19 protein-coding genes are annotated in these 20,890 nt (G+C 60.9%); 13 read left to right on the top strand and 6 right to left on the bottom strand.

Annotated elements, in window-relative coordinates:
- Positions 1-75: 75 nt before the first annotated feature.
- The 3 genes from AC3WWH_RS16045 to AC3WWH_RS16035 are packed head-to-tail and all read right to left on the bottom strand — an operon-like array spanning position 76 to position 2,733.
- Entirely contained in the window at positions 76-834 is a 759-nt protein-coding gene (locus tag AC3WWH_RS16045) for an iron ABC transporter ATP-binding protein (RefSeq protein ID WP_058325314.1), read from the bottom strand.
- On the bottom strand, positions 831-1,799 hold the full coding sequence (locus AC3WWH_RS16040) for an iron chelate uptake ABC transporter family permease subunit (RefSeq protein ID WP_058325313.1): 969 nt from the start codon (positions 1,797-1,799) through the stop codon (positions 831-833). Before AC3WWH_RS16040 ends, AC3WWH_RS16045 begins: the two co-directional genes overlap by 4 nt.
- A complete protein-coding gene (locus AC3WWH_RS16035) occupies positions 1,789-2,733 on the bottom strand; it encodes an ABC transporter permease (RefSeq protein ID WP_058325334.1) in 945 nt (314 codons plus the stop codon). The genes AC3WWH_RS16040 and AC3WWH_RS16035 overlap by 11 nt, the downstream gene beginning before the upstream one ends.
- Before the next feature lie 251 nt (positions 2,734-2,984).
- Between AC3WWH_RS16035 and AC3WWH_RS16030 the strand changes: the two genes are divergently transcribed.
- The 7 genes from AC3WWH_RS16030 (at position 2,985) to AC3WWH_RS16000 (ending at position 12,017) form a co-directional block, all read left to right on the top strand.
- Positions 2,985-3,914 (top strand): siderophore ABC transporter substrate-binding protein, encoded by a 930-nt coding sequence (locus AC3WWH_RS16030; RefSeq protein WP_058325312.1) that lies wholly within the window; start codon positions 2,985-2,987, stop codon positions 3,912-3,914.
- Positions 3,915-5,096: 1,182 nt separating this feature from the next.
- Positions 5,097-5,897: a helix-turn-helix transcriptional regulator gene (locus AC3WWH_RS16025; protein WP_057254501.1), complete on the top strand. Its 801-nt coding sequence runs from the start codon at positions 5,097-5,099 to the stop codon at positions 5,895-5,897.
- Positions 5,898-6,458: 561 nt separating this feature from the next.
- Entirely contained in the window at positions 6,459-7,499 is a 1,041-nt protein-coding gene (locus AC3WWH_RS16020; protein ID WP_082641249.1) for a UDP-glucuronic acid decarboxylase family protein, read from the top strand.
- 1 nt (position 7,500) lies between these two features.
- Positions 7,501-8,484, top strand: a complete 984-nt coding sequence (gene galE / locus AC3WWH_RS16015; protein WP_058325311.1) for a UDP-glucose 4-epimerase GalE — start codon at positions 7,501-7,503, stop codon at positions 8,482-8,484.
- On the top strand, positions 8,481-10,475 hold the full coding sequence (locus AC3WWH_RS16010; protein WP_492377113.1) for a glycosyltransferase: 1,995 nt from the start codon (positions 8,481-8,483) through the stop codon (positions 10,473-10,475). The genes galE and AC3WWH_RS16010 overlap by 4 nt, the downstream gene beginning before the upstream one ends.
- A 48-nt stretch (positions 10,476-10,523) precedes the next feature.
- A complete protein-coding gene (locus AC3WWH_RS16005) occupies positions 10,524-11,039 on the top strand; it encodes a DUF995 domain-containing protein (protein ID WP_057254503.1) in 516 nt (171 codons plus the stop codon).
- A gap of 18 nt (positions 11,040-11,057) precedes the next feature.
- Positions 11,058-12,017, top strand: a complete 960-nt coding sequence (locus AC3WWH_RS16000) for a glycoside hydrolase family 26 protein (protein WP_057254504.1) — start codon at positions 11,058-11,060, stop codon at positions 12,015-12,017.
- 141 nt (positions 12,018-12,158) lie between these two features.
- Here AC3WWH_RS16000 and hppD read toward each other — a convergent pair whose 3' ends face one another.
- Entirely contained in the window at positions 12,159-13,271 is a 1,113-nt protein-coding gene (gene hppD, locus AC3WWH_RS15995) for a 4-hydroxyphenylpyruvate dioxygenase (RefSeq protein ID WP_057254505.1), read from the bottom strand.
- A gap of 131 nt (positions 13,272-13,402) precedes the next feature.
- On the opposite strand from hppD, the gene AC3WWH_RS15990 reads away from it, so the two are divergent.
- Positions 13,403-13,882 (top strand): Lrp/AsnC family transcriptional regulator, encoded by a 480-nt coding sequence (locus AC3WWH_RS15990; protein ID WP_057254506.1) that lies wholly within the window; start codon positions 13,403-13,405, stop codon positions 13,880-13,882.
- Between the two features lie 4 nt (positions 13,883-13,886).
- On the opposite strand, the gene AC3WWH_RS15985 is transcribed toward AC3WWH_RS15990, so the two are convergent.
- Positions 13,887-14,357: a MarR family winged helix-turn-helix transcriptional regulator gene (locus AC3WWH_RS15985; RefSeq protein WP_058325310.1), complete on the bottom strand. Its 471-nt coding sequence runs from the start codon at positions 14,355-14,357 to the stop codon at positions 13,887-13,889.
- 166 nt (positions 14,358-14,523) lie between these two features.
- On the opposite strand from AC3WWH_RS15985, the gene hmgA reads away from it, so the two are divergent.
- The 5 genes from hmgA to purU all read left to right on the top strand — a co-directional run bounded on the left by hmgA (position 14,524) and on the right by purU (position 19,590).
- The gene (gene hmgA, locus AC3WWH_RS15980; protein WP_058325309.1) at positions 14,524-15,891 is read left to right on the top strand and encodes a homogentisate 1,2-dioxygenase; all 1,368 of its coding nucleotides are present in this window, start codon (positions 14,524-14,526) and stop codon (positions 15,889-15,891) included.
- On the top strand, positions 15,888-16,757 hold the full coding sequence (locus AC3WWH_RS15975) for an MBL fold metallo-hydrolase (protein ID WP_057254509.1): 870 nt from the start codon (positions 15,888-15,890) through the stop codon (positions 16,755-16,757). The genes hmgA and AC3WWH_RS15975 overlap by 4 nt, the downstream gene beginning before the upstream one ends.
- Positions 16,758-16,826: 69 nt before the next feature.
- Positions 16,827-17,876 carry a fumarylacetoacetate hydrolase family protein gene (locus AC3WWH_RS15970; RefSeq protein ID WP_492377112.1) on the top strand — a complete coding sequence of 350 codons (1,050 nt, stop codon included), beginning with the start codon at positions 16,827-16,829 and terminating at the stop codon, positions 17,874-17,876.
- Positions 17,873-18,511, top strand: coding sequence for a maleylacetoacetate isomerase (maiA, locus tag AC3WWH_RS15965; protein ID WP_058325307.1), 639 nt, complete (start codon positions 17,873-17,875; stop codon positions 18,509-18,511). Before AC3WWH_RS15970 ends, maiA begins: the two co-directional genes overlap by 4 nt.
- A 194-nt stretch (positions 18,512-18,705) precedes the next feature.
- A complete protein-coding gene (gene purU, locus AC3WWH_RS15960; protein WP_057254512.1) occupies positions 18,706-19,590 on the top strand; it encodes a formyltetrahydrofolate deformylase in 885 nt (294 codons plus the stop codon).
- 109 nt (positions 19,591-19,699) lie between these two features.
- Here the strand turns inward: purU and AC3WWH_RS15955 are convergent, their stop codons facing one another.
- Positions 19,700-20,881 carry an acetyl-CoA C-acyltransferase gene (locus AC3WWH_RS15955; protein WP_058325306.1) on the bottom strand — a complete coding sequence of 394 codons (1,182 nt, stop codon included), beginning with the start codon at positions 20,879-20,881 and terminating at the stop codon, positions 19,700-19,702.
- Positions 20,882-20,890 lie beyond the last annotated feature (9 nt).

The following is a 20,890-nucleotide window of genomic DNA, read 5'->3' as shown; positions in this document are numbered from 1 at the left end:
CGAGCACAAGTGCTTGCTCTATCGATCAAGGCGCGTTGCACGGAATTTCCGTGCAACGCGCTGTGCGTTCCCAGCCTATTCGAAGTAGTTGACCAGCCGCGTTTCGCCGACAGCATGAACGCGGCAATCGACGTCGAAGATCGCCTGAAGGCGGGACGGCACGATCATGTCTTCCGGCGACCCCTCGAACGCGAGGCGACCGGCCTGCATCGCGACGATGCGGTCGGAATAGGCGGAGGCGAAGTTGATGTCGTGCAGAACGACGACCACGGTCTTGTCGAAGTCGTCGGCGAGGCGCCGCAACAGCTTCATCGTCTCGACCGCATGCTTGATATCGAGATTGTTCAGCGGCTCGTCGAACAGCATGTAGTCGGTGTCCTGGCAGAGCACCATGGCAATGAAGGCGCGCTGACGCTGGCCGCCGGAGAGTTCGTCGAGAAAGCGGTTCTGATAGGGTTCAAGCCCGAGATAGGCGATCGAGCGCTCGATATGTTCGGCGTCGGCTGCCGTCAGCCGCCCCTTGGAATAGGGATAACGGCCAAAGGCGACGAGGTCGCGCACGCTGAGGCGGGCGGTGATGTGGTTGTCCTGGCGCATGATCGAGAGCCGCCGGGCAAGCACGTCGCCAGCCGTGCGGCTGACGTCGAGACCGTCGACCAGCACCTTGCCCGTATCCATCGGCATCAGCCGGCTGACGATCGACAGCAGCGTCGACTTGCCGGCACCGTTCGGACCGATGATCGAGGTCAGGCCGCCGGCGGGCAGCGTCAGCGACACCCGGTCGACCACCGCATTGCCACCGTAGGATTTCGTCACCTCTTGGATTTCGATCATCGGGCGGAACCTCGGACCAGCAGGAAGATGAAGACAAGGCCACCGAAGAATTCGATGACGATGCTGAGCGCCGTGTTGAAGGAAAACAGCCGCTCGAGGATGACCTGGCCGCCGACGAGCGTGGCGATCGCGATGCAAACGGCGACCGGCAGCACGTAGCGGTGGCTGGCGGTCGGCGTCAGCTGCCAGGCGAGACTTGCGACCAGCAGGCCGAAGAATGTCACCGGCCCGACGAGCGCAGTCGAGACCGACACCAGCACGGCGATCAGCACCAGCAGAAGGGTGACGACGCGCTGATGATCGACGCCGAGGCCGATCGACGCTTCTCGGCCAAGCGAGAGCACGTCGAAGGTCGGCGAAAGCCGCCACAGAACGAAGGTCACGGCCAGGGTAGCGACGGCGGCAATGCCGAGCAGATTGGCATCGATGCTGTTGAAGCTTGCAAACAGCCTGTCCTGCAGCACGACGAACTCATTGGGATCGAGGATGCGCTGCAGGAAAGACGACAGGCTGCGGAACAGGCCGCCCAGGATGACGCCGACCAGCATCAGAAGATGCAGGCTGCGGCCGGCGCCGGAAAACAGCGCCCGAAACAACAGCAGCGAAAGTCCGACCATCACCGCCGTTTCGACAAGGAACTGCAGCCGCGGATCGACGCTGCCGGCGCCCGCAGCACCCAGGAAAAACACCATGATCGTCTGAAGCAACGTATACATGGCATCGAAGCCGATGATCGATGGCGTCAGGATGCGGTTGCCGGAGATCGTCTGGAACAGGACCGTCGAGACGGCGATCGCATAGGCGACCAGCACCATGCCGAGCAGTTTCGTGCCGCGGAAGGAGAGAAGGAAGGACCAGCTCCCCTTGGCACCGATGGTCATGAAAGCGACCATCGACACGAGTGCAAGCGCGGCCGAAGCAAGCAGGATGGTGGACGGGGCGATCCTCTTGGCATCAGCCTGCATGGGAGCGCCTCGAAAGCAGGAGATGGAGAAAGATCAGGCTGCCGATGACGCCCATGACGGCTCCCACGGGGATCTCGTAGGGAGCGATCAGGAGCCGCCCGACGATATCGCAGGCGAGCACCAGGCCGGCGCCGGAGACGGCGACCACGGGCAGCGTGCGCCTGAGATTGTCGCCCATGATCAGGCTGACGATGTTTGGAACCACGAGACCGAGGAATGGGATCATGCCGACAGTGGCGACGACCGTTGCCGTGACCATGGAGACGATGGCGAGCCCGAGCGCTACGACTCTGTCGTAGTTGAGGCCGACATTGCGTGCGATCGCCTCGCCCATGCCGATGACGGTGAAGCGCGCGGCGGTCGCATAGGCGACGAGGGTGAGCGCGAAACCGATCCACAACAGCTCGTAGCGACCGCGCAGCACCACCGAGAAGTCGCCCGACATCCAGGCCCCCATCGACTGCATCAGGTCGTAGCGATAGGCGATGAAGGTGGTAATGGCGTTGACGACGCCGCCGAGCATGAGGCCGATGAGCGGCACCATCAGCGCCGAGCGCAAGGGAATGCGCCGCAGGATCTGCAGGAACAGGGCTGTGCCGGCAAGCGCCGTCAGCGCCGCGAAAACCATCTTGCCGGCGACCGGCAGGTTGGGGGCGATGAGCATGGCAAGCAGCATTCCGAGCGCGGCGGACTCGGCGGTTCCCGCCGTCGACGGCTCAACGAAACGGTTGCGCGCCAGCATCTGCATGATCGTACCGGAGACCGCGAGGCCGGCGCCTGCGAGCATCAGCGCAAGCGTGCGCGGCAGGCGGCTCTCGACCACCAGGAACCAGCCACGCCCGTCGTCGGCTGCGGCAAGGCTGCCGACGCCCGTGAAGACGCTGACGGCGGCAAGCAGGAGGATGACGGGGATGGCAATCAGGGCCGGCTTCATCATTCGGGCCTGCTCTGCCTGTTGTTCGTTTTGACCACCGCCTGCATGTCCCTTGCCCGTTTGCGCTCGACGCTCTCGTGGAAGGCTCAAGCTTGCCACCGCGCAGTGGCACTCCGCGGACGGTTCGCCTTAGTCTTATATATGATCGGCTTCGTCAAGTTTTCTGCGGCATCTTCGGCAAGCGGAAGCTGTGCATTGCCCTCGCCGGAAAATCGCGCTACGACGGCCGATAAAAGATGAGGAAAATAGTCATGAATATATATTCGATTTCTAATGGTCTGCGCAGCCTCGTCATTGCGGCGGCGTTCGCAATCGCCGGCGCGCCGACCGCCATGGCCGAGACGCTGAAGATCGAACACAGCAGCGGCGTCACCGACGTGGAGAAAAACCCGAAGACGGTGCTGGTTTATGACTTCGGCATGCTGGAGACGCTGGATATGCTCGGCATTCCCGTTGCCGGCGTTCCCGGCGCGGCAATCCCGCCTTCGCTCGCAAAATACAAGGCCGACAGCTATCCGAAGATCGGCACGCTGTTTGAGCCCGACTACGAAGCCATCAATGCCGCAGAGGCGGACCTGGTGATCGTCGGTGGTCGATCGCAGGCGAAATATGCCGATGTCGCCAAGATCGCACCGACGATCGATCTGACCTCCGACGACAAGGACCTCATCGGCAGCGTCAAGAAGAATGCCGAGATTCTCGGCCAGGTCTTCGGCAAGGAAGCGGAAATCAAAGCGAGCGTCGAAAAGCTCGATGCCTCGATCGAAAAGCTCCGGGGCATTGCGGCAGAGAAGGGCACCGGGCTGATCCTGCTCACAACCGGCGGCAAGATCAGCGCCTATGGCAAGGGATCGCGTTTCGGCGTGTTGCACGATGTCTTCGGCATCAAGCCGGCCGATGCGGAACTGCAGGTGGCGACCCACGGTCAGGCGGTTTCCTACGAGTACATTCTCGAGACCAATCCCGATTGGATCTTCGTCGTCGACCGCGATGCGGCGATCGGCCAGCAGGCCCAGCCCGCAGCGGCATTGCTCGACAACGAACTGGTGCGCCAGACGAAGGCCTGGAAGGACGGCCACGTCCTCTACCTCGACTCCGCCAAGCTCTATCTGACGGCCTCCGGCCTGAAGTCGCAGCAGGATATCGTCGACCAGCTCACGCAGGCACTCGAGAAGAAGTAGGGCTCGGGCGGCAGCGCTCGCTGAGTGCGATGTGATCGGACGGCCGCGAACATATCTCTCGCGGCCGCTTCATTGTTCAGGGAGACCCGACAGGAGGAGCAGATCATGCTGAAAGCGTCCAGCGGCTTCCTTTCGGGAAGAGCTGAAGGCACTCGACTGGAGTGAGAGCGAGAAGAGGGCTTGACGGGCGCGGGGCCGTTTCAAGGACGCTGAGACGGCGTTTTTGGGGTAAAAGTTAAAAGGGGAGCCAACACCAAATACCTTTAGATCTTACGGTATTTTTCTGGGTTGGCTCCGTTTTTGAGGAATAAACAATATTGTAACTTGATTTATATCGCTTTCATTAAAATACATTTCGAATTTTATGCTTTTTTTAAATGACAAAGCGGAACGAAATCCGCAATCAATCAATGTATTCTTTACGCTTACTCTGGTTTACGCTTACGCCACGCGCTGGGTTGAAGGGCATTAGCGGATTAAGATTCTCCGAAACCCAGGCTGTTTTCGTTCATACTCAGGAACGAAACGCCAATGTGACTCCAAACGCGGGCGCGCGGAAGCTACCAATTCTGGTTAGTGGTTTGTAATTATTGGCTGTTTGTGGCGTAATCCGCAGTCCCAAGCCGTTGTTATGACGTCAAGATTCACGCGCACCAGCGCGACTGTGGGCACCAAACATGCGGTTGTGTGCCCCGCTTCCTCGCGCGAACGGTCGACCCGCTTCGCCCGAAGCGCAAGTTTACTAGCTCTAACGAAGTATTATTAGGTATATCGACCTCGCGAAATGAGTAGGCGATACCGGGAATACCTCGGCAGCTAATCCGTTTTCTCGTCTCGGAAGGGTTGCGCCTCGCGGAAATGGATGGCCCATCGTGTGCGACGGAACGGCGATCGTTGCCATCTTGATGACGTGTTTCACGCCCCCAATAAGGGGGTCGATCGCAGTGTAACCCAAAGATGGTTCGATTTATAACGATTTAAGAACGCTTATGAAGCGCCTCTAATCCTTTTGGGTTGTTTCGTAATGAAGATCTTTACGTTACATTAGCTATCGCGAATTTTCCCGGGGCGGGAAGATATCGTGATGCATAGTGGTTCCGAATAAATTTTCTGAAAGTGTGGTGCACAGCGGGAAAAACGCAGCACCCATAAAAACAAATGGAAAAATCCTAGGAGGGCGTAATGTATCCGGGAAGCTCCAGCGTTGGTGATTTTGAAGAAAACAACAAGGCTTTATCGCAGAAAAAAAAGATTGTCATGCTTGCCAAGATCGATCTGTTTGCCGAGTGCCTGATGCAGGCGGTCGGCTCGCGGTTTCAGGGGCACGACATCGTCTGCTTTTCCGATCCGGACAATCTGTTGGACGGCAGTCTCGTCGACGTGACGTTGATCATGCTCTACCGGATGCCGGCCAAGTCCTTTCCAGCAATCTTGCGGACGATCCACGAGTTCCACCCCAAGACCTCGATCGGTCTGGTGGTGGAGAATGCCGACGAGCTCGATCCGTCGATTGCCGGCTTCGTTGAAGAGCGGTTGATCCATGGCGTTCTGCCGTTGAACCTGAACCTGGACGTCTGCCTTGCGGCCATCGATTTACTGATGAAGGGAGGCGAGCACTTCCCAGCCGCCTTACTGCGACGGCTTTCGCCCGAGCCCTTCGCTGCGAGCAGTCTCTATGGCCGGCGGGCAGAGCTGTCCGGATCCGGTCCGGCCGCAGGCGCAGGCCGACGCAAGCGCGATGCCGGGCCTGATGGATTGACGACCCGCGAAGTTCAGATCCTCGATCTGATCTGCAAGGGAACGCAAAACAAGATCATCGCGGATCGTCTTGGATTGTCGGAAAATACCGTCAAGGTTCATGTCCGCAACATCTACAAAAAGATGAACGTCCGTAACCGCACGGAGGCGGCGTCGCGTTACTTCACCAACGATGCAGCGGCCGAACGGGGAGGCGACACGCTTTCGTCGCGCTGGAAGAACTAGGTTCGAAGAACTAGGCTCGGCAGCGTCGACCACACACTCCATTTCTGTGCCTCGACGTGGTCGAGAGCGCAGATGTTGGTGTTTGGATATCGTCTATGAGGCCCCGTTTGCCGGGTTCCCGTGATCTGGTCTGTGGCGAAGCGTGGTCGCCAGGGCGGAACACGCGACCGGCACCCGTATGGTCTACTCCCCTGAGAATGGCAATGTTTCTTGAGCGATCCGATAGCCCGCTGTGACTTCAAGATGGTTAACAAGGTATTAGATGATTTTGTTGATTGGATTATAATGTAACTATTCGTGATTATGTTTCCGATTATCTCATTCCTATTTCAGATTACATTATATCAATCCTTATTGTTTTAGTTGACGCGCTAATGGTTATTTGATAATTAACTAATATTGAAATTGAAGATAAGTAGATTTTGGGATGAATTGTAGAATTCTATTTCTGTCGGGTTGTGCGTGAATTTGTAATAAAGAACAAACTCCTTATTATATTTACATTGGCAGCCCGTCTCCAATCACCATGAGAAATGGTGTGTACAATAATTGGAGGTGCGTATGCGAAAGGTCGTTCCGGGGCCGTTGTCTGTCGTCGGGCAACGGGAATTTCTAAAGAAGATTTCAGGAATACCAAGGAGAATTCTAGTAACAGGTGGAGGCGGGTTTCTTGGTTCTCACATTTGCGAAAGACTTCTTTCTCTAGGTCATACGGTTATTTGTCTCGACAATTTTTCAACCGGACGGCGTGAAAATCTCTCTCATTTGGTGCAGAACCCGCATTTCCACATCATCGATCATGACGTTCGTAAACCCTATCTGATCGACGCCGACGTCATCTTCAACTTTGCCTCTCCCGCATCGCCGCCCGACTATCAGGCCGATCCGGTCGGCACTCTCATGACGAACGTCCTTGGCGCGCTGCATGCACTCGAAAATGCGCGCGCCACCGGCGCCACGGTCATCCAGTCCTCGACCTCGGAAGTCTACGGCGATCCGCTCCTCAGCCCGCAACGCGAGGTCTATTTCGGCAATGTCAATCCGATCGGCCCGCGTGCCTGCTACGATGAAGGAAAACGGTCGGCCGAAACCCTGTTCTTCGACTACCACCGATCCCATCGGGTGAAGATCAAGGTCGCGCGCATCTTCAATACCTACGGTCCGCGCATGCGTCCGGACGATGGCAGGGTGATCTCCAATTTCGTTGTCCAGGCCCTGCTCGGCAAGGACCTGACCATCTATGGCGACGGGCAGCAGACCCGGTCCTTCTGCTATGTCAACGACCTGATCGACGGCTTTCTCCGGCTTTCGGTCTCGGCGGATGACTGCATCGGCCCGATCAACCTTGGCAATCCCGGGGAGTTCACCGTTCTCGAACTTGCGCAGATGGTGCGGTCTCTGACCGGGTCGCGCTCGCGCATCGTTCACCAGGCGGCGGCCGTCGACGATCCTCGCCAGCGCCGTCCCGATATCTCGCAGGCGCTGACCGAACTCGCCTGGGAGCCAAAGGTCATCCTGCGCGACGGGCTTGAGCGCACTATCGCCTACTTCGAGGAGCGCCTCAGCGCGGCCGATCGCGCAACGGCGGGACAGGCGGTATGAGATGTCCCGCGTCGTACTCGTCACCGGCGGTGCCGGTTTCATAGGAAGCCACACCTGCAAACGCCTTGCCCAGCAGGGTTTCGTCCCCGTCGTCTATGACAACCTGTCGACGGGACATCTGGCCAACGTGCGCTGGGGTCCCCTCGTTGAAGGAGATCTCGAGGATACGGAACGGCTGGCAACGGCCGTCCGGACGTTCCTGCCTGAATGCGTGATCCACTTTGCTGCTTCCGCCTATGTCGGGGAATCCGTCGAAGACCCGGGAAAATACTACCGCAACAACGTCGCAGGCAGCATCGCGCTGCTCGAAGCCTGCCGCGCGACCGGGCTGGCACGCATCGTGTTTTCCAGTTCCTGCGCCACCTATGGCGTGCCGCAGCGGCTTCCGATCACCGAGGATACGGAACAGTTCCCGATCAACCCCTATGGGCGCACGAAGCTGATGATCGAGCTGATGCTTGGCGACTATGCGCGCGCCTATGATTTCCGCTCCGTCGCGTTGCGCTACTTCAACGCCGCAGGCGCCGATCCGGACGGACAGCTCACGGAACGGCACGATCCCGAGACGCATCTCATACCGCGTGCCCTGATGGCGGCGGCCGGCAGGATCGAAAGGCTCGACATCTTCGGTGACGACTATGCGACGCCGGATGGAACCTGCATTCGCGACTACATTCACGTGACCGACCTTGCCGACGCCCATGTCGCGGCCGTCAACTATCTGCGAGACGGCGGCGAGGTGCTGCGCGCCAATCTCGGCTCCGGACATGGAACCTCGATCCGGGAGGTTCTCGAAGCGATCGATCGCGTTACCGGGCGGCAGGTTCCCGTGCAGATGTTGCCGCGTCGCCCGGGCGATCCGCCCGTGCTCTATGCCGACACCAGCCGGGCGCGGCAGCAACTGGGCTTCCGGCCGGCCTTCTCGGATATCGAAACCATCATCCGCACGGCGGCGCCGGGTTTCGGGCTGGAGGTGCGGCGATGAGCTGGGCAGCCACAGTCGATGGATTTCGGCGCTATGCCGATCTCGCGCGTGCGGGGCCTGTCAGGCCGCGTCTGACGACGCTGTTTTCCGGGCGCTTGCAGATCCTGAACATGTTGGGGGTTACCGCGTGGTTCGCGGCCTTCACGTATTTCTGGTGGTGGTGGCTCGATCCGGCCCATGTTCTGGACTGGCCGTCCTACGTCCTTATCACCGTCGTCGTCGGGTGGATCACCCTGCTGCCGGTCTACTTCATCGCGATCTTTTCCGGCGCGAAGGTGGCCACGGTGAGCACGGGGCCGGTGCCCCAGGGGCGGATCGCGATGGTCGTCACCAAGGCGCCGTCCGAGCCGTTTGCCGTTGTACGCAAGACGTTGCAGGCGATGCTGGACCAGACTGGCTGCGACTTCGATGTGTGGCTGGCAGACGAAGACCCGTCGCCGGAAACGGTTTCCTGGTGTGCGGCCCACGGGGTTTTCATCTCCACGCGAAAGGGTTTCGCCGAATATCATCGCGCCGCCTGGCCGCGCCGCACGCGCTGCAAGGAAGGAAACCTTGCCTATTTCTACGATCACCACGGCTATGACCGCTACGATTTCGTGGCGCAATTCGACGCCGATCACGTGCCCGAAGCCACCTATCTCGTGGAGGTGCTGCATCCCTTCAACGACCCGTCGGTCGGCTATGTCTCGGCGCCGAGCATATGCGACGCGAATGCCGCGGCAAGCTGGTCGGCGCGCGGGCGGCTTTACGCGGAGGCGAGCCTGCATGGCTCCCTTCAGGTCGGCTACAACAATGGCTGGGCGCCCCTATGCATCGGTTCCCACTACGCCGTGCGGACAAAGGCCCTGAAGCAGATCGGCGGATTGGGGCCGGAACTCGCCGAAGATCATTCGACCACGCTGATGATGAATGCCCATGGCTGGCGCGGCGTGCATGCCCTCAACGCCATAGCCCATGGCGACGGGCCGGCGAACTTTGCCGATCTCGTGGTTCAGGAGTTCCAGTGGTCTCGCAGCCTCGTCGCGATCCTGCTGAAATATTCGCCTTTGTATGTGCCGAAGCTGCGGCCGCGGCTGCAGTTCCAGTTCCTGTTTTCGCAACTCTGGTACCCGCTGTTTTCGTGCTTCATGGCGCTGATGTTCCTGATGCCGATCGTGGCGCTGTTGATGGGGCGGGCCTTCGTTGACGTCGACTATCCCGATTTTCTGCTGCATTTCGTGCCTTTGTCAGTGGTTCTGGTCGTGCTCGCCTATTTCTGGCGTTCGACCGGTACGTTCCGGCCGCACGACGCGCGGGTGCTGAGTTGGGAGACGGTCCTGTTCCTGTTCGCGCGGTGGCCCTGGTCGCTGCTCGGCTGTCTGGCGGCGGTGCGCGATCACCTGACCGGCTCGTTCGTCGATTTTCGCATCACGCCGAAAGGCGGCGGTGCCGCGGCTCCCCTGCCGCTTCGGATATTGATGCCCTATTTCGTGCTTTCCCTGATGTCGGCGCTCGCCGTCTGGCTGATTTCCGATGCCGGAACGGCACGCGGCTTCTACGTCTTCGCCGAGATCAACGCCCTCGTCTATGCCGGGCTCGTGGTGGTGATCCACGTTCGACACGCCCGCGAGAACGGGCTGCCGCTTATGCCGCGTTCGACGATGACCGCAATGACGGCCGGCTCTCTGGTGCTGATTTCGGTGCTGTCGGCCCAATCGGCGGTGCGTCACGGCGCCGAGGCAACGGAGGCCCTGTCGCATGGCTTGGGTTTCGTGACCTTCACCGAGGCGAAATACACGGTCGCCGGCGCCGGACACGGTACGAAACTCAGGATCGTTCGCTTCCATTTGCAATGGAAAGGCTTTTCTCAGCCGCCCGAGAGCGGGGCGCGGATCGAACCTGCCGTATCACGGGCCACCTCTAACAATGCCGGAAGAAGGAGTGTCAGTGAAACGAAGTACCGGGAAACCAGGACGACAAAGAAGGTCGGCCGATACTACGTGCCGTCATGACGGCGGCGAACAGTCGAGTGTGTAATCTCCAATGTGAGGAGAAAGTGGATGAAAGGGTCGATAAAAGTCATGGTTCTGCCGCTGTTGCTGCCGGTTGCAGCCGCTGCGGTCTACTTGGGCGCCCAGCCGGTCAAGGCGAAGATGGAAGTCAAGCCGACGCCGCTCAGCGCTTACGAAGTCTATTCCCTCTACCGCAACAAGACCTGGCAATGGTCCACCGGCGGTGCACGCTTCACCGCGCATGACCGCAAACTCGTGGCCTTTGTCGACAAGGGCAACGGCAACCGATCCTTTGCCGAAGGCAATTGGTACGTCAGCGATCTCGGCATGATGTGCATGCAGGCCATCTGGACGACCGCGGCCGAGGCCGGCGATGCGCGGACCTGCTTCGGCCATGCCAAGATCGGCGACACGATCTATCAGCGGAAGGTGCCAAACGGCGAATGGTATGTCTTCAAGCATGCAAAACCCAAGCCCAATGACGCCTACTACAGCCTCGTCGCCCAGGACGACATCACAGCAAAGGCGTTGCGTCTCAAGGAACAGTTCCTGGCCAAAAAATAGACGCAGCAGGAGGATGAAATGAAACGCAAATTGGCATTCGCCCTATGCACTGCCCTGGCCCTGCAACTGGACTTCGGCAGCTTGGTATCCGCGTTGGCGCAGGAGCAAGCCAATCCTGCGGGCAATGCCGGTCAGACCCAGACCATGATCGACAAACGTCCCGTCATGCACCCTGGCGGAACGAGATTCGGCGCCTATGACCCGCATGGCGATTTCGGCGCCCAAAGCGATGTGACGACCGAAGCTCTGTTCCTGCCCTGGGAGGACGTCGATCTCGCATCCTTGCGCACCGCTGACGAGTATGCCCTTCAGCGGGGACGCAATCTGCTGATCACCATCGAGCCCTGGTCCTGGTCGCTCGACTGGAAATTGACGCCGGCGCAGCTCCGCGACCGGATGCTCAGGGGTGAATACGACGTCAACATGGAGGCGATCGCCGACATGATCGCCGAGCTGAAGAGCCCGGTCATCGTGCGCTGGGGCCAGGAGATGGAAGACACGTCCGGACGGTTCTCCTGGGCTGGCTGGGCGCCACAGGACTGGATCAAGGCCTACAAGCATGCGATGGACATCGTGCGCAAGAAGGCGCCGAAGGCGCAGATCATGTGGTCGCCAAAGGGTTTGCCGAACCTCGATGCCTATTATCCGGGTGACGATTACGTCGATCTCGTCGGGCTGTCGGTCTTCGGGCTCGAACCATTCGATCAGATCGAATATGGGACGCCAAGGACGTTCGCGCAGGCGCTCAAGCCCGGCTACGACCTGGTGGCCAAGTACAACAAGCCGATCTGGGTCGCCGAGCTCGGATGGGAAGGCAGCCCGGCCTATATGCAGCCCTGGATGAACACCGCGACACAACCGGACCCGCAGTTCCCCAACCTGGCCGAAGTCGTCTACTTCAACGACCGTGACGTCATCGAATGGCCGCACAATCTCGGCCGGCCGAACTGGCGCGTGGTCAACCAGACCACGAACTGACATTGCCGGCAGTAGCGCGCTCTGAACGGGCGCGCGAGAAAGCTCAAGCATCTCGTTTGGCTGGATGCCCTTACTTGCAGAAAAGCCCCTCGCTTGAGGCGAGAGGCTCGAGTTAGAAGTGCCGGCGTTGTCGGCTGCGATTTACTCGGCCGCCTGCGGCCCCAGTTCGCCGCGACGGATCTGGTCGGCTTCGATCGATTCGAACAGGGCGCGGAAGTTGCCCTCGCCAAAGCCTTCGTCGCCCTTGCGCTGGATGAACTCGAAGAAGATCGGGCCGATCACTGTCTTCGAGAAGATCTGCAGCAGGATCTTCGTCATGCCGCCGTTCACCACACCTTCGCCGTCGATGAGGATGCCGTGCTTCTTCATCCGGTCGATCGGTTCGTCATGGCCGTGAACACGGTCATGCGACATGTCGTAATAGGTCTCCGGCGGGCCTGGCATGAATTTCAGGCCATTGTCCGCCAGCTTGTCAGTGGCGTCGTAGATGCCTTCGGTGCCGACGGCGATGTGCTGGATGCCTTCGCCCTTGTATTTGCGCAGATACTCCTCGATCTGGCTCGTATCGTCCTTGGACTCGTTCAAGGGAATGCGGATCTTGCCGCAGGGCGAGGTGATCGCCCGGCTGACGAGGCCGGTGATGCGGCCGTCGATGTCGAAGAAGTGGATCTGGGTGAAATTGAACAGCTCGCGGTAGAAGGCCCACCACTTGTCCATATTGCCGCGATAGACGTTGTGCGTCAGGTGGTCGAGATAATAGAATCCGACGCCCTCGGGCCTCGGATTGCGCTCGCCGGTCCACTCGAATTCGGTCTCATAGGCAGAGCCCTTGGCGCCGTAGGTCTCGACGAAATAGAGCAGCGAACCGCCGATGCCGACAATCGCCGGAACATCGAGGCACTTGTCCTTGCCTTCATAGGGGATCGCGCCCTTCGAAACCGCATGGTCGAAGGCGTGCTTTGCGTCGACGACGCGCCAGGCCATGGACGGGGCGCAGGGGCCGTGCTCATCGACGAAGCGCATGGCATGCGAGCCGGGTTCGGCGTTCAGAATGTAGTTGATGTCGCCCTGCCGCCAGACCGTGATGTTCTTGGTCTTGTGCTTGGCAACCGGGCTGTAACCCATGCGAGCAAAAAGCTCGGCGAGCTTCTCCGGTTCCGGATGGGCGAATTCGACGAATTCGAAGCCGTCGGTGCCAGCGGGGTTTTCAGCGGTAATCGTTGCCGGCGGGGCGTCATGCGGGAAGGGGCCCATCGGAAGTCTCCTCTTGTTCTTCCAAACTTTGCTGGAGTATGACGCAATTCCCATGCATGATGCTTGTATTCTTGCGCGGTTTAGACAGGATGGCGCACGGAACATGCATAATAGTGAATTAGGATGCAGGAATGGAGCAGCTTGACGGGTTCGATCTCAAGATCCTCAGCGAATTGCAGCGCGACGGACATCTGACCAATAATGAGCTGTCGGAGCGCATCGCACTTTCGCCGTCACAATGCTCACGGCGGCGTAGCCGGCTCGAAGCCGAAGGCTACATCACCGGCTATCAGGCACAGATCGACCGGCAGAAGCTCGGCCTCGATCTGATGGTGGTGATCTCGGTGACGCTCGCCACCCACAACCGCGACAATGCCAAGCGCTTCGGCAAGCTCATTTCGAGTTTGCCCGAGGTGTTGGAGGCCTATGCGCTGACCGGTGAGATGGACTATCACCTGCGGGTGGTGACGCCTGACCTCGCGGGGCTGTCGCGCTTCGTCAACGACGTGCTTTTGCCGCATGACAGCGTGCAGCACGTGAAGACGTCGATCGTGCTCGAAACGCTGAAGAGTTTTGAAGGTGTGCCGATTCCGGAGCGGATGAAGGGCTGACGTTTCACCCCTCGCGGCGAGGACGTTTCTCCACTTTGCCGATGGCGCGTTCAATCGCCTCGAGACCAGCCGTCAGCGCCTGCATTCCGGCGGCTCCAACCAAAGCGTCGAGTTCAGCCTGGTAGCTGGCCGCAAGCGCCGTCAGTTCGACATAGGCACGCAGGCCCGCCTTCGTCAGCTGGAGATGTTCGAGGCGGCGATCGCCTTCGTTTTCATTGCGCGTCAGCCAGCGCCGCTCTTCGAGTGCTGCGACCGCACGGCTCACCTTGGTCTTGTGCATGGCGGAATGCGCGCCCACTTCCGTTGCCGTCATTGGACGACGGGTGCTGCCGAGGGCTGCCAGCGTTCGCCATTCCGGGCGAGTGAGCTGGTAGCGCGCCTTGTATTGTGCGGCAAAGCGCAGGGCGACGAATTCGGCCGCGCGGTTCAGCCGGTAGGGCAGGAAGGCATTGAGCTCGAAGCCGTCGGCGGTCATCGGTGTTTCCTTGATAGTTACAAAATCGATAGTTACGATTGCAACTAATATGCCGAAGGCGAGGCTCGCGTCCACCATGGATGGGGCCGTTGCGGGCGGTGTTTGGGATTGCGCTGGCCCCGCTGCGAGAGCTGGAGCCGGATGCTCAAGGGAGGAGGATAGAACCATGCTCGACAAGGCAGGAAAACAGGCCGAGGCACGGACTGACGCAGCCGAGGCGCTCAACTACATGCCGGGTTTCGGCAATGATTTCGAGACCGAAAGCCTGCCGGGAGCTCTACCGCAGGGCCAGAACAGTCCACAGAAATGCGCCTACGGGCTCTATGCCGAGCAGCTCTCCGGCTCGCCCTTTACCGCGCCGCGCGGCACCAACGAGCGCTCCTGGCTCTACCGCATCCGCCCGAGCGTCCGCCACACCGGGCGGTTTTCCAAGATCGACTATCCGCACTGGAAGACGGCGCCGCATGTGGCCGAGCATTCCCTGGCGCTCGGCCAGTTGCGCTGGAACCCGTTGCCGGCGCCCTCGGAAAAACTGAACTTCCTTGAGGGCATCCGCACCATGACGACGGCGGGCGATGCGCCGACGCAGACCGGAATGGCGGCCCATGCCTATGCCTTCAACGCCGACATGGTGGACGACTATTTCTTCAATGCCGACGGCGAACTCTTGATCGTTCCGGAAGCGGGCGCGATCCAGGTCTTCACGGAACTCGGCAAGATGGATGTGGAGCCCTCGGAAATCTGCATCGTGCCGCGCGGCACCATGTTCAAGGTGACGCGGCTTGGTGAAGAGAAGGTCTGGCGCGGCTATATCTGCGAGAACTATGGCGCCAAGTTCACATTGCCGGATCGCGGCCCGATCGGCGCCAACTGCCTTGCCAATCCGCGCGACTTCAAGACGCCGGTCGCCGCCTTCGAGGAGAAGGAGACGCCTTGCCGCGTGCATGTGAAGTGGTGCGGCGGCTTCCATGTGACCGAGATCGGCCATTCACCGCTCGACGTCGTCGCCTGGCACGGCAACTACGCGCCCTACAAATACGACCTCAAGACCTACTCGCCGGTTGGCGCCATCCTCTTCGATCATCCGGACCCGTCGATCTTCACGGTGCTGACGGCACCCTCGGGCGAAGAGGGTACGGCGAACATCGATTTCGTCATCTTCCCGCCGCGTTGGCTGGTGGCCGAGCACACCTTCCGGCCGCCCTGGTACCACCGCAACATCATGAGCGAGTTCATGGGGCTGATCTACGGCCGCTATGACGCCAAGGAAGAGGGCTTCGTGCCCGGCGGCATGAGCCTGCACAACATGATGCTGGCACATGGGCCGGATGCGTCGGGCTACGACAAGGCGACAAACAGTGAGTTGAAACCGGTGAAGCTCGACCATACGATGGCCTTCATGTTCGAGACCCGCTTCCCACAGCAGCTGACCCGCTTCGCCGCCGAACTGGAGACGTTGCAGGACAACTACATCGACTGCTGGACGGATCTCAAGAAGCGCTTCAACGGGACGCCGGAAGGCGATTGGTCTTGAGTTCACGCCTCGTTTTGCTTGGCAGCAAGGGTGGTCCGGCGATCCGGCCGGGCGGCCCGTGGCCGACCTCGTCATTGCTTCAAATCGGCGGCCGTTCGATCGTGGTCGATTGCGGCCTTGGCGTTACCCGCGGAGTAACGGATGCCGGCGTGCCGCTGAAGGCGCTGGACCTGATCGTCATCACCCACCTGCATTCGGATCATGTGCTTGAGCTTGGTCCGTTGATCCACACGGCCTGGACCGCGGGGCTCGCGCATCCAGTGCGCGTCTTCGGCCCCGCCGGGACACGTGCCTATTGGCAGGGCTTCCTTCAGGCGATGGCCTTCGACATCGACATTCGCATCGTCGACGAAGGCCGGCCGGACCTGTGCGCTCTTGTCGACGTCGTCGAGTTTTCCGAGGGCGCGGTCTTTTCGGAGAACGGCCTGACCGTGTCGGCGCTACGCGTCGATCATCCGCCAGTCACCGACTGTTTCGCGCTGCGGTTCGATCATGCGGAGGGCTCGGTCGTCTTTTCCGCTGATACGGCCTATTTTCCGCCGCTCGCCGATTTCGCCCGAGGGGCTGACATTCTCGTGCACGAAGCGATGCTCGCCGAAGGCGTCGACCGGCTGGTGGCGCGCACCGGCAACGGCGCGCGATTGAAGGAGCACCTGCTTGCGAGCCACACATTCGCCGAACAGGCGGCCGCGATCGCAACGTCCGCCGGCGTCGGTCGGCTGGTGCTGCACCACCTCATTCCGGCCGATGATCCCGAGATAACGCAAGGCCATTGGATTGCGGCGACCCGCAAAAGCTGGGCAGGCGCCTTGACGATCGCCGCCGACGGCCTTGTTGTGAGACTTGCGGACGATTCGCCCGCTTAAAACAACTCCGCGAAGGCCGCGCAGCGGCTTTCGGTCCGGAACAATGAGAAGATTGAGAGGGAGGACTGCATGAAACTGGCGACACTCAAGGACAGTACGCGCGACGGAAAGCTCGTGGTCGTCTCTCGCGATCTCACCCGCTGCTCCGAGGTCGGGCATATCGCCCGTACGCTGCAGGCAGCGCTCGACGACTGGGAACACGCAGGCCCGCGGCTTGCCCGCGTGGCCGAGGGGATCGAGACCGGCTCGCAGCCGACGATCCGGTTCCATGAACACGACGCCCTGTCGCCGTTGCCGCGCGCTTACCAATGGGCCGACGGCTCGGCCTACGTCAATCACGTCGAGCTCGTCCGCAAGGCCCGCAATGCCGAAATGCCGGCAAGCTTCTGGACCGACCCGCTGATGTATCAAGGCGGCTCCGACAGCTTCATCGCGCCGCGCGATCCGATCCCGCTTGCCGACGAAAGCTGGGGCGTCGACATGGAGGGCGAGGTCGCCGTCATCGTCGACGACGTGCCGATGGGCGCTACCAATGACGAGGCGCGCGCTGCGATCCGCCTGGTGATGCTGGTCAACGACGTATCGTTGCGTGGCCTCATCCCGGCCGAGCTTGCCAAGGGTTTCGGCTTCTTCCAGTCAAAGCCGTCTTCTGCCTTTTCGCCGGTCGCCGTTTCCCCGGATGAATTGGGTGAGGCCTGGGACGGCGGCAAGCTGCATCTGCCGCTCTGCGTCGACATCAACGGCAAGCCCTTCGGCCGAGCCAATGCCGGCATCGACATGACCTTCGATTTCGCCCAACTGGTCGCGCATGCGGCCAAGACCCGGCCGCTTTCCGCCGGCACGATTATCGGCTCGGGCACGGTCTCCAACAAGCTTGACGGCGGACCGGGCAAGCCGGTCGCAGAGGGCGGTGCCGGTTATTCCTGCATCGCGGAGCTGCGCATGATCGAAACCATCGTCGGTGGTGCGGCGAAGACGCATTTCCTGAGGGTCGGTGACGTCGTGCGCATCGAGATGAAGGACAAGACCGGCCATTCGATCTTCGGCGCTATCGAACAGACCGTCGAAGCCTACAACAAGGCCCAAACGGCTGAACGACAAGAACGGGCAAAGGCATGAGCGAGACCGTCCTTTACGACTACTGGCGTTCGTCGGCGAGCTATCGGGTGCGTATCGCGCTCAACAGCCTCGGCGAAAGCTATCGTTCGGTGCCGGTCGATCTGCTCGCCAAGGCGCACAAGGCGCCGGAGCATCTGGCGCGCAATCCGCAGGGGCTCGTGCCCGTTCTCGACATCGATGGCGAGCGGTTCACGCAATCGCTCGCCACCATCGAATATCTCGCCGAGACACGCAGCAATGCCGGTTTCCTGCCTGACGATGCCGTCGGGCGCCAGCGGGTGCGCATGCTCTCCTACGCGATCGCGATGGACATCCATCCCGTCTGCAATCTCGGCGTGATCTCCTATGTCATGGCCAATGCCGAGGACGGTGAGGCGGCGCGGCGCAACTGGATGCGCAAGTTCATCGGCGAGGGACTTGCCGCCTTCGAACAGCTGCTCGACCATCCCGCAACCGGCCGGTTCTGCCATGGCGACAGCCCGTCGATGGCGGATTTCTGCCTCGTGCCGCAGGTCTACAATGCCCGCCGCTGGGAGGTGGATCTCAGCGCTTGCCCACGGCTTGTCGCGATCGATCAGAATTGTTCGGAGATCGAGGCATTCGCCCGCGCTCACCCGGATCGCACGCCGCGCTGACCGGTGCGGTTGTCCGTTCTGTTCCTTCAGACATCATCTGACTGAAGCTGCCTTGTGCTGACCGGCCTCATCTGGCCGGTTCCGTCAAACGGATGTCGCGAATGGATCGACGGCCGGGCCAAGGCCGCGCTAGTTTTTGTGTGACTGGCCGTATAAGGGGGGCCGGAAAAACCTCTGGAGCGAGAGATCTACCGATGAAAAGCTATGTGCTGAACGTCAGCTGCAAGACCACCCGTGGCATCGTTGCCGCCATCACCGGCTATCTCGCCGAAAAGGGCTGTTACATTTCGGACAGTTCGCAGTTCGATGACCTCGAAACCGGCCTGTTCTTCATGCGCCTCACCTTCATCAGCCAGGAGGGCGCCACGCTCGACGAGCTGAAAGCGGGCTTCGAGCCGGTGGTCAAGCGCTTCGACATGAATGCGGAGATCCGCGACAGCGAAGAGCGCATGAAGGTGCTGCTGATGGTGTCGCGTTTTGGCCATTGCCTCAACGACCTGCTCTACCGCTGGAAGATCGGCGCGCTGCCGATCGATATCGTCGGGGTCGTCTCCAACCACTTCGACTATCAGAAGGTGGTGGTCAACCACGACATTCCCTTCCACTACATCAAGGTGACGAAGGAGAACAAGCCGAAGGCGGAAGCCCAGCTCCTAGAGCTCGTCGAACAGACCGGCGCCGACCTGATCGTGCTCGCCCGCTACATGCAGGTCCTGTCGGACGCGCTCTGCAAGAAGATGTCGGGCCGCATCATCAACATCCACCACTCGTTCCTGCCGTCGTTCAAGGGCGCCAATCCCTACAAGCAGGCCTATGAGCGCGGCGTGAAGCTGATCGGCGCGACGGCGCACTATGTCACCGCCGATCTCGACGAGGGCCCGATCATCGAGCAGGATATCGCCCGCATCACCCATGCCCAGAGCGCGGAAGACTATGTCTCGATCGGCCGCGACGTCGAGAGCCAGGTGTTGGCCCGTGCGGTACACGCCCATATCCACAACCGCTGCTTCATCAACGGCAACCGCGTCGTCGTCTTCCCGCCGAGCCCGGGTTCCTACGCTTCCGAGCGCATGGGCTGAGGTATGGGAAATCCGGCCCTCTCGCCGCCAAGCGGGTGAGAGGCTCGGGGAACAAATCGTCCGCTGAAAATGAGAAGCGCCACCCGTTTCGACCGGTGGCGCTCATTTGTTAGTGCAACAGTTCCAGTCCGACCGCCGTCGCCTCGCCGCCGCCGATGCAGAGCGAGGCAATGCCGCGCTTGACGCCCTTCGCGCGCATGGCGTGCAAGAGCGTCACGATGATGCGGGCGCCCGAGGCGCCGATCGGGTGGCCGAGCGCGCAGGCGCCCCCGTTAATGTTGACGATATCGTCGGAAAGGCCGAGATCGCGGATCGCGGCCATCGCCACCACGGCGAAGGCCTCGTTGATTTCGTAGAGGCCGACGCTGCCCTTCTCCCAGCCGAGCTTGGCCATCAGCTTGTCGATCGCGCCGATCGGCGCGGTGGTAAACCAGGCCGGTTCCTGCGCATGGCCGGCATGGCCAGCGACGATGGCAAGGGGCGTCAGTCCGCGCTTTTCCGCCTCGCTTGCACGCATCAAAATCAGCGCCGCTGCACCGTCGGAGATCGACGACGAATTGGCCGCCGTCACGCTGCCGCCGTCACGGAAGGCGGCTTTCAGCTTCGGGATCTTTGCCGGATCCGATTTGGTCGGCTGCTCGTCGCGATCAAGGTTGGCGGTCTGGCGTTTGCCGGCGCCGCTAACCGCCACTATTTCCTCGGCAAAGGAACCATCCTCAGCCGCCCGGTTGGCGCGCTCCAGCGAGCGAAGCGCAAACGCGTCCTGATCGGTGCGCGAGAACTGGTAGTGTTCGGCCGTATCCTCGGCATAGGTGCCCATCAGCCGACCGGAGTAGGCGTCTTCGAGGCCGTCGAGGAACATATGGTCCTTGACCTCACCATGCCCCAGGCGGAAACCGCCGCGCGCCTTCGGCAGCAGATACGGGGCGTTGGTCATCGACTCCATGCCGCCGACGGCAAGCACCGACGCGCTGCCCGAAAAGAGCGCGTCGTGGCCGAGCATCAGCGCTTTCATGCCGGAACCGCAGACTTTGGAGATGGTCGTCGACGGCGTTTCCTTGCCGAGGCCTGCGCCAAGAGCGGCCTGGCGCGCCGGGTTCTGGCCAATGCCGGCCGGCAGCACATTGCCCATCAGCACCTCGTCGACGGCATCAAGGCCGGCGCGATCAAGTGCTGCCTTCAGCGCGACGGCGCCGATTTCCGGCGCAGTCAGATCCTTGAGGCTGCCCTGAAAGGCGCCCATCGGGGTGCGGGCCGCCGAAACGATGACGATAGGGTCAATTCTGCTCATGTCTTTCTC

This window comes from Ensifer sp. EB106-03-01-XG145 (genome assembly GCF_058792075.1).
The sequence above is the reverse complement of the archived record's forward strand: the minus strand, read 5'-3'. Positions and strand labels throughout refer to the sequence as shown.